Origin of the sequence: Pseudomonas sp. TH32 (assembly GCF_016650855.1) — a bacterium.
In the GTDB taxonomy this organism is placed as follows: Bacteria; Pseudomonadota; Gammaproteobacteria; order Pseudomonadales; family Pseudomonadaceae; genus Aquipseudomonas.
In genome coordinates, this window is the sequence record NZ_JAEKFA010000002.1 from 3,883,441 (window position 1) to 3,898,600 (window position 15,160).

The 15,160-nt window shown below is 62.5% G+C and carries 15 protein-coding genes and 1 pseudogene; 10 read left to right on the top strand and 6 right to left on the bottom strand.

Annotated elements, in window-relative coordinates; translation table 11 throughout:
* The first annotated feature begins 143 nt into the window (after nt 1–143).
* Both JFV30_RS21380 and JFV30_RS21385 read left to right on the top strand, forming a co-directional pair.
* Nucleotides 144–1,463, top strand: coding sequence for a methyl-accepting chemotaxis protein (locus JFV30_RS21380; RefSeq protein WP_201125121.1), 1,320 nt, complete (start codon nt 144–146; stop codon nt 1,461–1,463).
* Nucleotides 1,464–1,542: 79 nt separating this feature from the next.
* Nucleotides 1,543–2,058 carry a DUF1003 domain-containing protein gene (locus tag JFV30_RS21385; protein WP_169386064.1) on the top strand — a complete coding sequence of 172 codons (516 nt, stop codon included), beginning with the start codon at nt 1,543–1,545 and terminating at the stop codon, nt 2,056–2,058.
* A gap of 105 nt (nt 2,059–2,163) precedes the next feature.
* On the opposite strand, the gene JFV30_RS21390 is transcribed toward JFV30_RS21385, so the two are convergent.
* The gene (locus tag JFV30_RS21390) at nt 2,164–3,048 is read right to left on the bottom strand and encodes a LysR family transcriptional regulator (RefSeq protein WP_201125122.1); all 885 of its coding nucleotides are present in this window, start codon (nt 3,046–3,048) and stop codon (nt 2,164–2,166) included.
* A gap of 79 nt (nt 3,049–3,127) precedes the next feature.
* On the opposite strand from JFV30_RS21390, the gene JFV30_RS21395 reads away from it, so the two are divergent.
* Together JFV30_RS21395 and JFV30_RS21400 are read left to right on the top strand one after the other, a co-directional pair.
* A complete protein-coding gene (locus JFV30_RS21395; protein WP_201125123.1) occupies nt 3,128–3,823 on the top strand; it encodes a CTP synthase C-terminal region-related (seleno)protein in 696 nt (231 codons plus the stop codon).
* The gene (locus JFV30_RS21400; RefSeq protein WP_201125124.1) at nt 3,820–4,143 is read left to right on the top strand and encodes an antibiotic biosynthesis monooxygenase family protein; all 324 of its coding nucleotides are present in this window, start codon (nt 3,820–3,822) and stop codon (nt 4,141–4,143) included. Before JFV30_RS21395 ends, JFV30_RS21400 begins: the two co-directional genes overlap by 4 nt.
* 170 nt (nt 4,144–4,313) lie before the next feature.
* Here the strand turns inward: JFV30_RS21400 and JFV30_RS21405 are convergent, their stop codons facing one another.
* Nucleotides 4,314–4,637 carry a DUF2025 family protein gene (locus tag JFV30_RS21405; protein ID WP_010169801.1) on the bottom strand — a complete coding sequence of 108 codons (324 nt, stop codon included), beginning with the start codon at nt 4,635–4,637 and terminating at the stop codon, nt 4,314–4,316.
* Nucleotides 4,638–4,868: 231 nt separating this feature from the next.
* On the opposite strand from JFV30_RS21405, the pseudogene JFV30_RS21410 reads away from it, so the two are divergent.
* Together JFV30_RS21410 and JFV30_RS21415 are read left to right on the top strand one after the other, a co-directional pair.
* A pseudogene (locus JFV30_RS21410) lies at nt 4,869–5,997 on the top strand (glycerophosphodiester phosphodiesterase).
* A complete protein-coding gene (locus tag JFV30_RS21415) occupies nt 5,998–6,675 on the top strand; it encodes a helix-turn-helix domain-containing protein (protein ID WP_201125125.1) in 678 nt (225 codons plus the stop codon).
* Here JFV30_RS21415 and JFV30_RS21420 read toward each other — a convergent pair.
* On the bottom strand, nt 6,616–7,545 hold the full coding sequence (locus tag JFV30_RS21420; RefSeq protein ID WP_201125126.1) for a sterol desaturase family protein: 930 nt from the start codon (nt 7,543–7,545) through the stop codon (nt 6,616–6,618). The genes JFV30_RS21415 and JFV30_RS21420 overlap by 60 nt on opposite strands.
* A 140-nt stretch (nt 7,546–7,685) precedes the next feature.
* Between JFV30_RS21420 and JFV30_RS21425 the strand changes: the two genes are divergently transcribed.
* The 4 genes from JFV30_RS21425 to JFV30_RS21440 all read left to right on the top strand — a co-directional run bounded on the left by JFV30_RS21425 (nt 7,686) and on the right by JFV30_RS21440 (nt 12,326).
* Nucleotides 7,686–7,991 (top strand): PepSY domain-containing protein, encoded by a 306-nt coding sequence (locus JFV30_RS21425; protein WP_010169805.1) that lies wholly within the window; start codon nt 7,686–7,688, stop codon nt 7,989–7,991.
* A gap of 185 nt (nt 7,992–8,176) precedes the next feature.
* On the top strand, nt 8,177–9,352 hold the full coding sequence (locus JFV30_RS21430) for a GAF domain-containing sensor histidine kinase (RefSeq protein WP_201125127.1): 1,176 nt from the start codon (nt 8,177–8,179) through the stop codon (nt 9,350–9,352).
* A 100-nt stretch (nt 9,353–9,452) separates the two neighbouring features.
* Nucleotides 9,453–10,475: a transporter gene (locus tag JFV30_RS21435; RefSeq protein WP_010169807.1), complete on the top strand. Its 1,023-nt coding sequence runs from the start codon at nt 9,453–9,455 to the stop codon at nt 10,473–10,475.
* A gap of 234 nt (nt 10,476–10,709) precedes the next feature.
* On the top strand, nt 10,710–12,326 hold the full coding sequence (locus JFV30_RS21440) for an inorganic phosphate transporter (RefSeq protein ID WP_201125128.1): 1,617 nt from the start codon (nt 10,710–10,712) through the stop codon (nt 12,324–12,326).
* A gap of 105 nt (nt 12,327–12,431) precedes the next feature.
* Here the strand turns inward: JFV30_RS21440 and JFV30_RS21445 are convergent, their stop codons facing one another.
* From JFV30_RS21445 to JFV30_RS21455, 3 genes are all read right to left on the bottom strand, one after another.
* The gene (locus JFV30_RS21445; RefSeq protein ID WP_201125129.1) at nt 12,432–13,406 is read right to left on the bottom strand and encodes a 5-oxoprolinase subunit C family protein; all 975 of its coding nucleotides are present in this window, start codon (nt 13,404–13,406) and stop codon (nt 12,432–12,434) included.
* Nucleotides 13,403–14,281 carry a 5-oxoprolinase subunit B family protein gene (locus tag JFV30_RS21450; protein WP_010169810.1) on the bottom strand — a complete coding sequence of 293 codons (879 nt, stop codon included), beginning with the start codon at nt 14,279–14,281 and terminating at the stop codon, nt 13,403–13,405. Before JFV30_RS21450 ends, JFV30_RS21445 begins: the two co-directional genes overlap by 4 nt.
* A gap of 76 nt (nt 14,282–14,357) precedes the next feature.
* Nucleotides 14,358–15,116 (bottom strand): 5-oxoprolinase subunit PxpA, encoded by a 759-nt coding sequence (locus JFV30_RS21455; protein WP_201125130.1) that lies wholly within the window; start codon nt 15,114–15,116, stop codon nt 14,358–14,360.
* Nucleotides 15,117–15,160 lie beyond the last annotated feature (44 nt).

Consider the following 15,160-nt stretch of genomic DNA (forward strand, 5'->3'; position numbering starts at 1 on the left):
CAGTACCACTCAGAACCCGCTGTTCCACCCCGCTGTCAGCACAAGGAAGCTGGCAATGAGCACGCTCGCCGTAAGCTGAAGCCTTACGGTGGCAGGCGCCCCCATGGATACCCCTGACGCTTGCTTCCCCCGAGCACACGACCATGCTATTCAACGCCCACAAAAAAACCATCAGCGCCCTGCAAGCCAAAATCGCCCAGCAGGCCAGCCTTCTCGACGCCATCGACCGCTCCATGGCGGTGATCGAATTCGACCTGCAAGGCACCGTCCTGCGGGCCAACGAGAATTTCCTCAAGGCCATGGACTACACCGCCGACCAAGTCCTGGGTCAATCCCATCGCCTGTTCTGCACCCCGGCCTTTGCCCGCAGCGCCGAGTACGGCCAGTTGTGGACGCAACTGCGCAACGGCCAATTCCAGTCGGGCACCTTCGAACGGGTGACCCGCAGCGGCCAGCCGATCTGGCTGGAGGCCAGCTACAACCCGGTGCGCGATGAGTCCGGCAGCGTGGTGAAGGTGGTGAAATACGCCATGGACGTCACCCCGAAAATGCAGGCCGAGAGCGAAGCCAACGCCAAGCTGCAGGCCATCGACCGCGCCATGGCGGTGATCGAGTTCAACCTCGACGGCACCATCATCAGCGCCAACCAGAATTTCCTGCACCGCATGGGTTACAGCCTGGCGCAGGTGCAGGGCAAACATCACCGCATCTTCTGCACTCCGGAGCTGGCCAACAGCAGCGCCTACAGCGATTTCTGGCGTCGGCTGAACCAGGGCGAACTGTTCAACGGCCAGTTCGAGCGCATCGACAAAAACGGCCAGATCGTGTGGCTGGAAGCCAATTACAACCCGGTGTACGACGCCAGCGGGCGCCTGTGCAAGGTGGTGAAGTACGCCTCCGACGTCACGGCCATGGTGGAGAAACACGCCGCCGACGCGCAAAGCGCGACCCAGGCCTATCACATCTCGCTGCAAACCCGGGACATCGCCGAAAAAGGCGCCGAGGTGATCCAGCAGACCGCCACGGGCATGCGCGAGATTGCCGCCAACATCGACGGATCTTCCGCGCTGATCGCCAAGCTCGGCGAGCGTTCGCAGCAGATCACCGCCATCGTCAACACCATTCGCGGGATTGCCGACCAGACCAACCTGCTGGCCTTGAACGCCGCCATCGAAGCGGCACGGGCCGGTGAGCAAGGCCGTGGTTTCGCAGTGGTGGCCGATGAAGTACGGCAATTGGCGGCGCGCACCAGCGGTTCAACGGCAGAGATTTCCTCGATGATCGAGATGATCCAGAACGAAACCCGCCAGGCCATCGACAGCATGGACGGCACCCGAGACCGCGCGGCCCAGGGCGTGGACCTGGCCAACCAGGCCGGTACGGTGATCCTGCAGATTCGCGAAGGCGCCAGCGAGGCGGTGCAAGCCGTCAGTGCGTTTGCCAATGAGCAGGGCAACCGGTAAACGACAGGCTTCTTCATGTGCCCGGTCAAGGGCTCGGTCTATAGTGGTGCCTGTCTTACGCCACGGATTCGAGCCCGCCATGACCCCGGATAAACCTGAAGCCAACGTTGATCATCTGCGTTTTCACCGTAAACACGCCCATCTCGCGCCGACCTTTGGCAACGACACGTTTGCGCTGAAAGCCGAAGCCTTTGCGCGGTTCTTCGGCACGCCCACCTTCCTTGGGGCGCAAACCGCGATTGTGGTGCTCTGGGTCGTGCTCAACATGACCGGCGTCACGCACTTTGACGTGTACCCGTTCATCCTCTTGAACCTGGCGTTCAGCCTGCAATCGGCCTATGCCGCGCCGTTGATCTTGCTGGCCCAAACCCGCCAGGCCGCGCGGGACAAGGCCCAGTCCGACGCCGACGCCCAGCACCGCGAAGCCCTGGCCGTGGCCAACACCGAACGCCAGGCCCAGGCGGCGCACACCACCAAGCAGTTGCTGGAACTGCTGGAACAGAACACCAAGCTCACCGAGATGACCAAACAACTGACCGAACGCATTGAAGGGCTGACCAGCGAAATGCATGACCACTTCGTCCGCAAGACCTGACCCTGCCACACCTCCAATGTGGGAGCTGGCTTGCCTGCGATTGCATCACTGCGGTATGCCTGATGCACCGCAGCGCCTGTATCGCAGGCAAGCCAGCTCCCACAGTCAGTTCACCGGCAAGCGCACATGCTGGCCCAACTGATCAAATAACGTCACCACCGAGCGCAAGGCCCGGCAATCGGGGCGTGTCAGCAGCCACAGGGCGGTGTCGTGCCCTACCAACGGCGGGCTCAGCGGGTGCAAGTCCGCGCCCAGCAGGTAATCCGGCAACGCCGCCACGCCAAGCCCCGCGCGCACCAGTTCGGTCACCGAGACCATGCTGTTGCAGCGATAGGCCGGCATTACCCCCGGCAAGTGCTGGCGCCGCCAGGTGACGGTGGGGTGGTCCGGCAGGAAGTCATCCGGCGCGATCCAGTTCAGGGCGGCCAGCTCCGCGCCCGCGTGCTGGCGGGCATAGTCGGCACTGGCACACACCCGATACGACACCGTGCCCAGGCACCGTCCTACCAGATGCTCGGGCGGTGCCTTGGTCAGGCGCAAGGCGATATCCGCGTCGCGGCGGCTGAGGTTGGCAAAGTCATTGGAGGTGCTCAGTTCCAGGGTCAGCGCCGGGTAGCCGGGCATGAACTGCGCCAGGGCCGGCAGTAACAGTGCTTGCAGCACCGAATCGGTACAGGTCAGGCGTACCGTGCCGCTGATCACTTCACCGCCCTGCTCCACCCCCACGCGCGCCGCCTCCAGTGCCTGTTCGGCACGTTCGGCCTGCTCGGCGAGGGTGGTGGCCAAGGTGGTGGGCAGGTAGCCAGCGCGGCTCTTTTCGAACAGCGTCTGGCCCAGCGCCGTCTCCAGCCGCCGCACGGCGCGAAACACCGTAGACACATCCACCCGCAGCAACGCCGCCGCCCGTGCAAGCGTGCCGCCGCGCACCAGTGCGAGGATCAGGGACAGGTCGGGATAGTCGATTTGATAGTGCGCCGCTGCATTGAACATATGTGCTAACGCCAATATTGATTGCGTGGACGCCAATCTATAGTGAGCGCCAGGACTCAACAAGCCACGGATACCCTCGATGAATAAAACCACCCTGCACCTGGCCCTGATCGGCGACTACGATGCGCAAGTCACGGCACACCAGGCCATTCCCTTGGCGTTGCAACAGGCCGGCGAGGCGTTGGGCCTGACGGTGCGATTCGACTGGCTGGCCACCGATACGATCAAATCCACCGAACAATTGCAGCACTACGATGGCTTCTGGTGCGTCCCCGCCAGCCCCTACCGCGACCTCGACGGTGCCTTGCTGGCCATCCGTTATGCCCGTGAGCAGCGGCGTCCTTTCCTCGGCACCTGCGGCGGTTTTCAACACGCGGTGCTGGAATACGCCCGCAACGTGCTGGGCTGGGCCGACGCCGAGCATGGTGAACTGGCCCCCGACTCGCCGCGCGCGGTACTGACACCCCTGACCTGCGCCCTGGTGGAGGCGACAGACAGCATCCGCCTGATGGCTTTTACCCGCATCGCCGAGGCCTACGGCACCCTCGATCTCCTTGAAGGCTACCGCTGCCGCTATGGCATCAACCCAGACTTCGAAAGCGCACTGCTGGAGGCCGACCTGATCGCCAGCGGCCACGACTCGGCGGGCGACCTGCGGGCGGTGGAGTTGCTGGACCACCCGTTTTTTGTCGCCACCTTGTTCCAGCCGGAACGTGCGGCGCTTAAAGGCATCACCCCGCCGCTGGCCATTGCGCTGCTGAAGGCCTGCGCATGATCGCCAAGACGCCTGCCCCGCCGTACTACGCGGTGATTTTCAGCTCGCTGCGCACCGAAGGCGACCAAGGCTACGGACAAGCCGCCGAGCGCATGCTGGAGCTGGCCCGGCAACAACCCGGCTTTCTCGGCGTGGAATCGGCGCGTGGGGACGACGGGCTGGGCATCACCGTGTCCTACTGGAACAGCGAAGCCGCGATCCTGGCCTGGAAGCAGCACGCCGAACACACTGAGGTGCGCGAGCAAGGGCGCGCCGCCTGGTACTCGGCGTGCCATACACGGGTGTGCAAGGTGGAGCGGTCTTACGCGTTCGAACGCTGAAACATCAACCTGTGCAAAACACTCAATGTGGGCAAGGGGCTTCTGTGGCGAGGGAGCTTGCTCCCGCTGGAGTGCGCAGCGCTCCCAAGCTTTTGGGTCTGCTGCGCAGCCCAGCGGGAGCAAGCTCCCTCGCCACAAAAAGCTTTCTCGCCGCAGGGGCAATGTGGCGCTCAACTGACCAAATGACGCACCGCACTGATCTGTGGAATCTCCACCCGGCGCATGTACACCCGAAGCGGTTCGGTGATGTTGATGCGATCGTCGATATTCTGGTCCAGCAACAACTGGATCCGCTCGCGGGACAAGGTCATGGCCTGCCCGTCGACCGGCAGCCAGACAAACTCGGAGGTAGGGATAATGCCGTCATCGGCCACGTCCATGCCGAAGGAATCTTCGCTGAAACGTACGATGTACTGGCCGGTCTTGCGGTTCAGGCCGACAAAACCGTGGAGTTGGTCGGCGGCCTGGCAGATAAGCTCGGAGGTGATGCGCATGGTAAACCTCACTGAAAAGTCCTACTTGGACTGGAAAGATGGTTTACACGCGTGGCAAAAAATCTGCCCTCTGATGGGGCAGCTGAGGGCAAGAGTACTGCATAGCACAGCACAAAAGCGCAGAAAAATGGCCCGTGAACACGTTAATGTCGGTTTGGTGATAGCGCCATTCGCATTCAATTGTTAAAAAGGAGCCCTTCTCAAAGTTACCTCCACGAAAGGACTTCGCATATGCCTGTCACGTTTACCAAGAGTGCCCTGCTGCTGGCCCTGATGCTGGGCCTTGGCCACGCACAGGCGGCAAGCCCGATCAGCCCTACCGAGTTGGCCACCAACGAAGGCATTCCGCACCCTGCGGTGATTGCCCACCGTGGCGCGTCCTTCGATGCACCGGAATCCACCGCCGCGGCCTACAAAGTGGCGCGCGACCTGGGTGCCGACTACTCTGGAAATGGACCTGCAACGCAGCAAGGACGGCGTACTGTTCGCCCTCCATGACAACAACCTGCAACGCACCACTGACGTTGCCACCAAGTTCCCCGAGCGCAAAGACAGCCCCGCCAACGAATTCACCTGGGCCGAGCTTAAAACCCTGGACGCCGGCAGCTGGTTCAACGCCGCCTACCCGGACCGCGCCCGCCCTGGCTTCGTCGGCCTGAAAATCCTGAGCCTGGACGAAATCATCAAGATCGCCGAAGGCAACCCGCAGCACAAACCCGGCCTGTACATCGAAACCAAAGAGCCGAAGCAATTCCCGGGTATCGAAGCCGACCTGAAGAACAAGCTGCTGGATAAAGGCTGGCTGAGCTCCACCGGCTCCAACCAGGCCCAGAAAAACATCGGCGTCGGCCAGGGCAAGGGCCGCGTAGTGCTGCAAACCTTTGAGAAGGACAGCCTGAAAGAGCTGCAAAAAGAGATGCCCAACACCCCGAAAATCCTGCTGCTGTGGGTGGGTGAAGGCAGCATCGAACCGAAATCCAAGGTGACCTTCGCCGAGTCCGGCGAGCCGACCAAAGCCGCCTACTACGCCAAGCAGGAGCCCAAGGACGCCGCCGAATTCGAAAAATGGATCGACGAGGCCAAGAGCCTGGGCGCCATCGGTACCGGCCCTTCGGCACAGCTGACCAACCTGGGCGACCAGAGCTACTCCGACCTGGTCAAACCCGAGATGAACCAGTTGACCCACGACAAGGGCCTGCTGGTGCACGTGTACACCGTGGATGAGCCGGTGGACTTCGACAAGGTGATGAAGGCCGGCGTCGATGGCATCTTCACCAACCGCGCCGCTGAACTGCTGAAGTACTACAAGCGCTGGCCGTCCTCGAGCGTGGCCGACCTGCTGCAGGACAACGGTTACTGAGTGAGTTCCGAATGGTCAGGTCGCCTGTGGCTGGGGCCTGACTACGGGCTGATCCAGGGCATACCGGGGCGCACCGGGCCCCATGCGCACTATGCCCATCAGTTGATGTTCTCCCCGGGCGGGCCGATCACGGCCAGCCTCGATGGCCGTGTCACCACGGCCCATCGCCTGTTTATCCCCTCAAGAACGCCCCACGCCATCCTCCACACCGAGGGTGAGGTGTTGATGGTGTATGCCGAGCCCGGCGCGTTTGATCTCGACCTTTTGCAGGCCGCCCTCGCCGATAGCCAACTGTCCCTTGAGGCACTCGACCGCACGCTGCGGCAGTCGCCGCGACGCGCACTGGAAGACACCCGTGTGGAGCGCGCGCTGCTGGCGCTGGATCAGCAACTGAGCGGCAAGGTCTCGGCCCAGGCTCTCGCGCAGGCAGCGCACGTTTCGTTGAGCCAGTTGGAGCGCTTGTTCACCCATCAGCTGGGGTTGCCGGTGCGCCGCCTGGTGCTGTGGCGGCGCTTGCGGGTAGCGCTGGGGCTGGCGCTCGGCGGCAACACCTTGACCGAGGCGGCCCATGGCGCGGGGTTCGCCGATTCGGCGCATTTTTCCCGGACCATGAAGCAGCTATTTGGCGTCACGGCCGGGGCGTCGTTGCGCAACCTGCACGTGCGAATCCTGGAATAGACCGGCCGGAACCGGCGGTTCCTTGCTCAATCGCACGGCCCTGAACGGATCGCGCAACTGCGCCACATAATCCCGTGGAAAGTCCGGCCGGCTGCCGATCCCCAGATCGCCCTGCCCCATTCGATAGTCCTGGCGGTAAAACGCCGTCCCCAACAGCCAATCCCACAGATTGAAAAACAGCCCGAAATTCACATCCCCCGCCCGGCCATATTTCATGTGGTGAAACCGATGCACCGGCGCCCAGGCGAACACACAGCGCAGCGGCCCCAGGCGCATGTCGACGTTGGAATGCTGCAACAACAGCTGAATGGCAATCGCCAGCGCCAGCAGCAGCGCCACATCCGTGGGAATGCCCAGCAGGATCAACGGCAGCAGCCCGGCCGTGGCTTCCAGCATCTGGTGCAGCGGGTGCTTCATCAAGCCATTGAAACCGTACAGCCGCTGCACGCTGTGATGCACCGCATGCAGGCGCCACAACGCCCCGACCCGGTGACTGGCGTAATGCATCAGGGTGATGCCCGCATCGGCAATGAAAATCGCCAGCAGCAATTGCTCCCAGAGCGGCCATGCCCGTGGCCATAGACCGTCGATGGACAGCAGTGCGGTCAACCCCGGCAGGATCAACAAGCCCAATGCGTTGAGGCCTTCATTGACCAACGCATGAAGAACGTCCCGCCTGCGATCGCCCTGGTTTCGATTCCATTGGGGCTCGTAAGGCGACCACGCCTCAGCGATAAACGACACCGCCACCGCCGTTACAAACACCAGCCCCAGCCAGTGCAGCGCGCCCACCTCGACCAGCCACAACGCCCAACCGATAAATCCCGCCCAGAACACGGGCGCATAGACCCAGGTCATCAACCGTTTCATCTGTGTCTCCCATAAGTGAGACGCCAGCATGAAACCCCGCACTCGTCGCCGATTGAACAAACGGCGCAATTTTAAGGGTGAGTTAAGTTGCGCTGGTTAACCTGATCCCACTTAAACAGCTCACCCCAAAGGATGACACCATGAAAAACCTGACCGCTCTGTTCGCTGCCGCCGCCCTGACCATGACCGCCGGTTTCGCCCAGGCCGATGTTCGCCCGGACCACATTCCGAGCCTGCTCAAGTCCGGTGCCGTGATGGATTTTGAAAAACTCAACGCCAAGGCCCTGGCCCAGCACAAAGGCGCCACCATCGCTGACACCGAGTTGGAAAACGAAGCCGGTCGCCTGGTCTACGAGACCGAACTGCGTGACACCAGCAATGTGAAGTGGGACGTGAAGCTGGACGCCAAGACCGGCGAAGTCCTGGAAAACAAGCAAGACACCTGAGTTGAACCACAAAAACGCCGCGCCGCCTTCGGGCCGCGCGGCTTTTTTATGCGCGCTCGTCGCCCAGAAGAGTAAATAGTCTAATTCCCTTGCACGAAGTTGTACCTTCAACCTTCAAGGCCGCTAGAATCCCAGTTATCAGCCAAGGCACAACGCCAGCAGCATCAGGATCGAGACCGTTCGCCATGGGGCAAAGAGCCGCAGACATTGCCACCATTGGCCGAATCAGTGCTGTACCCGCCATTCTCCAGGTGATCAGCGAAATGACCGGCCTGCGGTTTGCCGCCGTGGCCCGGGTGACCGATGATTCATGGACGGCCTGTGCCGTGCTCGACCGCCTGGACTTCGGCCTGCCCGTCGGCGGCGAACTGGACCTGACCACCACCCTGTGCCACGAAATCCGGGGCTCCCACGTCTCGATCGTGATCGACAAAGCCAGCGAAGACCCGCTGTACCGCGATCACCACACCCCACGCATCTACCACTTTGAAAGCTACATCTCGGTGCCGGTGTTCCGCACCGACGGGCGTTTTTTCGGCACCATCTGCGCCCTGGACCCGAACCCGGCACAGCTGCGCAGCAGCACCATCCAGTCGACCATGGAGTCGTTTGCCCGGGTGCTGTCGCTGCAAATCGAAGCCGAAGAAAGTCTCCAGCAAACCGAGGCCGACTTGCAGCAAGAGCGGGAAACCGCCGAACTGCGGGAACAGTTCATCGCCGTACTCGGCCACGACCTGCGCAACCCGCTGTTCGCAATCAACGTGGGCGCCGAGCGCCTGTTGCGCAAACACCCGGACCCGGCCACCGACACCCTCGTGCGGCACATGCTCGCCAGCGGCCGTCGCGCCTCGCAGTTGGTGGAAGATGTACTGGACTTTGCCCGAGGGCGCATGGGCAGCGGCATCCCGGTGAACATCGGTGAATGCTCCGGGCTGGAAGACACCCTGCAGCACGTGGTGGACGAGGTGCAGCACGTTCACCCGACACGCCAGATTCACGCGCGCATCGGCAGCCTCAAGGGGGTGCAAGGCGACCGCGAACGGCTGGCGCAATTGCTCTCCAACCTGGTGGGCAATGCCATCAGCCACGGCAACCCCGAAGGGCCGGTTGAGGTCAGTGCGCAAGTCAACGACGGTACGTTCGAGCTGACGGTGAAAAACCGTGGGGTGATCAGCGATCAAGCCATCCCGCTGCTGTTCCAGCCCTACTCCCGACCGACCGGCGCCCTACCCCAGGCCGGGCTGGGCCTGGGCTTGTACATCGTCAAACAGATTGCCGACGCCCATGGCGGGCGGCTGGAGGTGTCGTCCCACGAGCAGGGCGGCACGGTGTTCAGCTTCAGTTTGCCCACAGGCAATTGACGCCCACCTCAAATTGTCACAAAACCGTCAAATCCAGTTGCCATGATGCGCTCAAGTGAACCTGTGAAATCTCCTACAGGCACTTTCCCTGCGAGCCTCCATGAACCACAGCATCGACCACAGCCACCAGGACTCCGACCTGTTTGGCTTGCTTTACGGTTTTCGTTTTCGCCCCGGTGAAAAGGGCGAACAGATCGACTCAGCCACCGCCCTGGCGGCCTTGCAGCAACCCGGTGACCCCGAGGAATTCCTCTGGCTGCACTTGAACCTGGCCCACGCCGCCTGCGAGCGCTGGATGCAGGGGCACCTGAACCTGCCGGAAGAATTCTTCGAAGCCTTGCACGAAGGCTCACGCTCCACCCGCATCGAACACGTGGACTCGGCCTTGCTGGCGGTGGTCAACGACGTGGTGTTCAACTTCAGCAGCATGGTGTCTTCAGACATTTCCACGTTGTGGGTCTGCGCCCGCAGCCGGCTGTTGGTCAGTGCGCGTCTGCAACCGCTGCACTCGGTGGACAAGCTGCGGTCGTCGGTGAAGGCCGGTGAGCACTTTCGTTCGCCGCTGGAACTGCTGGTGCATTTGCTGCGGGACCAGGGCGAGGTGCTGACGCAGATCGTGCGCAAGACCAGCCTCAGCGTCGACCAGATCGAAGACCAGTTACTGTCGTCACGCTTGTCCACCAACCGGGCCGAACTGGGTGCCGCGCGCCGGGTGCTGGTGCGCCTGCAACGGCTGCTGGCGCTGGAGCCCGGCTCGTTGCTGCGCCTGCTCAATCGCCCGCCGCAATGGTTGCAGAAGGAAGACGTGAAGGAGTTGCGCAAATCCACCGAGGAGTTTGCGCTGATCATCAACGACCTGATGGCGTTGGGTGAACGGATCAAGCTGCTGCAGGAAGAGATCGCCGCCAACCTCAACGAGCAGAGCAACCGCACGCTGTTCACCCTGACCGTGGTCACGGTGCTGGCGCTGCCGATCAATATCATTGCCGGTTTTTTTGGCATGAACGTCGGGGGCGTACCGCTTTCTACGGACCCCGAGGGCTTCTGGATCCTGGTGGCACTGGTGGCTACGTTCACCCTGATTGCCGGGCGCTGGGCGTTCCGCAAGCGCAAGGATTACTGAAACTGGAGTGCGTTCAAAATGTGGGAGCGGGCTTGCTCGCGAAGGCGGTGGATCAGTCACTGAAATGTTGGCTGACACACCGCATTCGCGAGCAAGCCCGCTCCCACACTTGATCGGCGCCAGTTTGTAGACAAGCGGCAATCCCAATTCCTTAAACACTGACTTACCGCAGCATCTCTGTAACATTTTGCAATGATCATGACCGACATCCTCCCCAACACTGGATGTTCCGGCATGGCAACCCCTTCGCTGACCGCCTCCACCTCCTCAGCTACAACCGATCCCAAACCGCGCCTGGACAAGAAACCCGGCCTGCTCACGGTGATCATTTTCTTCGCCGTGCTCGCCATGGGCCTGTTGTTCACCGCCTACAGCCTGATGCACGACATGCACGAACTGGGCACGGTGGTCACCACCTGGACGCCGTTCCTGCTGTTGGGTGTGGCGCTGTTGATCGCCCTGGGCTTTGAGTTCGTCAACGGTTTCCACGACACCGCCAACGCCGTGGCCACGGTGATCTACACCAACTCGCTGCCGCCGCATTTCGCGGTGGTGTGGTCGGGCTTTTTCAACTTCCTCGGTGTGCTGCTGTCCAGCGGCGCGGTGGCGTTCGGCATCATCGCCCTGCTGCCGGTTGAGCTGATTTTGCAGGTCGGCTCCTCCGCCGGCTTTGCGATGATCTTCGCGCTGTTGATCGCCGCGATCCTATGGAACCTCGGCACCTGGTGGCTGGGCTTGCCGGCGTCGTCGTCCCACACGCTGATCGGCTCGATCATCGGCGTGGGCGTGGCCAACGCGCTGATGCACGGCCGCGACGGTACCAGCGGTGTGGATTGGGGCCAGGCGATCAAGATCGGTTATGCGCTGCTGCTGTCGCCGCTGATCGGCTTCGCCTTCGCCGCGCTGCTGTTGCTGGCGCTGCGGGCCTTTGTGAAAAACCGTTCGCTGTACAAGGCACCCAAAGGCGACACTCCGCCGCCATGGTGGATTCGCGGCATGCTGATCGCCACCTGCACCGGCGTGTCGTTTGCCCACGGTTCCAACGACGGCCAGAAAGGCATGGGCCTGATCATGTTGATCCTGGTGGGCACCCTGCCGATGGCCTACGCGTTGAACCGCACCATGCCGGCGGGTGAGTCATTGCAGTTTGCCGCCGTGGCCGAAGTGACCCAGGCCGCCCTGGTGAAAAGTGCCCCGCAACTGGCACCTGCCGACTCCCGCGCCACCTTGTCGACCTATGTGCGCACCAAGGAAGCCACGCCGGAACTGGTGCCCGCCCTCGCCGCCATCACCGGGCATATCGGTGAAGAAGTGAAGAGCTACGGCTCCCTCGCGGCCGTACCGGTGGAAGCCGTGGGCAACGTGCGTAACGACATGTACCTGACCAGCGAAACCATCCGCCTGATGGACAAGGGCAAGGTCGGCAACTTCGACGCCGACACCCAGAACAAGCTGCAACTGTTCAAGCAACAGATCGACAGCGCCACACGGTTTATTCCGCTGTGGGTCAAGATCGCGGTGGCCATCGCCCTGGGGCTGGGGACCATGGTCGGCTGGAAGCGCATCGTGGTGACGGTGGGCGAGAAGATCGGCAAGACCCACCTGACCTACGCCCAGGGCGCCTCGGCCGAGATGGTGACGATGCTGACCATCGGCGCGGCGGACATCTATGGCTTGCCGGTGTCCACCACCCATGTGCTGTCGTCGGGTGTGGCCGGGACCATGGTGGCGAATGGGGGTGGCTTGCAGATGAAGACCATCCGCAACTTGCTGATGGCCTGGGTGCTGACCTTGCCGGCGGCGATTCTGTTGTCGGGCAGCCTGTATTGGCTGTTTACCCAGTTGTTCTGACACAGCCCGATAAAAATGTGGGAGCTGGCTTGCCTGCGATAGCGGTGGTGACTGATACACCGCTATCGCAGGCAAGCCAGCTCCCACAGGGGTTCGGCGGCGTTCTCAGGTATTAAACAACCCACCCATCACCCTCAACCGCTTCTTGTACACCCGCCGCGCCTCCAGTGCTTCCTCCAGCGTCACCGCCACAAACCCCGCCCGCTGGTTCGGCTGCATCTGCCCGATCAGATCCAGGTCGGCACTGATCACCGTGCCAATCATCGCGTAGCCGCCACCCGACACCGCATCCCGATGCAGCACGATCGGCTCCAGCCCGGCCGGTACCTGGATCGAGCCGATGGGGTAGCAACTGTCGACGATGTTCGACGGATCAGACCCGGCACCAAACGGCTGTTCCCGTGGCTGAAAGCTCAAGGCGCTGCCGCCCTTGAAGCGATAGCCGATGCGGTCCGCTTCCGAACCGACCGTCCAGGGTTCAGCAAAAAAGCTGCTTTTTGCGCCGGGTGTCAGTCGCTCGTAATACAGCCCCGGTACCACCCGCAGGGTCACGTCGCCGCCTACCGATTGGCGCAACGCCATGGGCAAACTGTTCCCCGCCCGGCCTTTGCCACTGGCCTCGCCGACCGGCAGTTCATCACCCTCCACCAACCGCCGCCCCTGAAACCCGCCCAAGGCGCCGAGGGTGTAAGTGGAACGACTGCCGAGTACCAGCGGCACATCGATGCCACCGGCCACCGCCAGGTAAGTCCGCGCACCGGCCTTGGGGAATTCGAAGCGCAGCACTTGCCCGGCACGCACTTGAAACGCGGTGTCCTGATGCACCACCACACCGTCCAGGCGCGGCGACATCAGCGCCCCGCACAGCGCCACCAATGCATCCTGTTGAAACTCCAGCTCCGGCCCGATCAACGTGCATTCCAAGCCGGCAGCACCGGCCGGGTTGCCCACCAGATGGTTGGCCGCGCTCAAGGCGTATTGGTCCAGCGCGCCGGACGGCGGGATGCCCAGGTGGTAATAACCTTCACGGCCAAGGTCCTGCACCGAGGTGGCGAGGCCGGGTTTGAGTACCTTGATCATGCCAGTGCCTCCTGCAGGGTTTTCGGGTAGCCAATGGGGTCCGCAAGAAAGGCATCGAGGGAAAATTCAACCGGGCGGATGCGCAGGTCAAAACGCCCTGCGTCCACTTCAGCCACGGCCAGGTCATAGGCGTCGCGGTCCATGGGTTTGAACTGCACGATGTCGCCGGGGCGGAAGAACACCATGTGCTCTTTCAGGTAAGCCAGTTGCTGCTGCGGGTCGTAGATCGGTGCCGGGGTGACGCCGAACATCTGGTAACCGCCGGCGCCGCGTACCGAGTAGATACAGCCGAAGCAGCCGCCGTGGCCGAGGGTCAATTTTGGCGTGTCGGTGCGCGGGCGCAGGTACTTGGGCACCTGCAACTGCCGCTCGCGCTCGACCATCTGGAACATGAACGGCAGGCCCGCCACAAACCCCACCATCGAGACAAACCATGGCGCGCCACTGTGGGCGGCGATAAACGCCTCCACGTCCGCCAGGCCATTGATCCGTGCGGCGTACTCCAGGTCGGTGCCGGTCGGGTCCTGATGGCGGTCGCGAAAACGCATCAGGGTTTCATGGGTCCAGGGGTCGTTGTACAGCACCGGAATTTCAATGATGCGGGTGTGCAAGGTGCGTTCGGCCACCGCCAGAGCTTCGGCGCTTTGCACGGCGTCGAGCAGCACGTGAGGCGCGATGCGGTCCGGGTCGAAGCGAATCTGGAACGAGGCATTCGCCAGGCAAACGTCCAGCACGCCGTCCAGGGCCAGGCGTTCCACCGCGCGGGTCACGGCCATGCCCTTGAAGAAGGCCTCCAGGGACATGCTCTCACTGACCTCGGCAAACAGGTGTTCATCACCGCCAAAGCTGTAGCGGATCGGGGAAGATTCGGCCATGTCTGTTCCTCTTGGAATCATTGTAGAAAGGCAGGCAAAAAATCAGTCAGACCCGGTGTCTGGGCACCAGTGTCGGTCAGCGGGGTGTGCGCACAACAATCCCCGCCTTATCCAAGGCTTCACGGGTGGCTTCCACCAGTTCAAGGGCCCCGGGGGTGTCGCTGTGCAGGCAGATGGAATCGAATTCGATAAACAGGTCTTCCCCTTCGACGGTACGCACCAGCCCGGTCTGACAAGCCCGCAGGACCCGCGCCGCCACCGTCGCAGGATCCAGCGCGCGCACATTGCGGGTAAACACGATGGAGCCCGTGAGATCGTACTCACGGTCGGCGTAAAACTCCCGCACCACCGGCTGGCCCAGTTCCTTGGCAATACGCCAGATCACCGAGTTGGGCATGCAATACAGCAACAAGGTGGGCTCCAGCCGTTGCAGGTTTTCCACCAGCAAGCGTGCCGCTTCTTCGTCCCGGGCCAGGTGCATGTAGAGCGCGCCGTGGGGTTTGATGTGTTGCAGCGTCAGGCCCTGCGCCCGGGCGATTTCCCGCAAGGCGCCAAGCTGATAGAGCATATCGTCCACCAGCTCCTGGGCCGGGGCGTTGATGTGGCGACGGCCGAAACCCACCAGGTCACGAAAGCCCGGGTGCGCCCCAATCGCCACGCCCAGTTGCTTGGCGCGCTCGACCGTGCGACGCATGGTGCCCGGGTCGCCGGCGTGGAAGCCGGTGGCGATGTTGGCCGAGCTGATGTACGCCATCAGTTCACTGTCGACGCCGTCGCCGATGGTCCAGGGGCCAAAGCCTTCGCCCATGTCCGAATTGAAATCCACTGCCTGCATCGGGGTCGCTCCGTTGAAGTTCATGCCATGGAAATTAGGCTGCG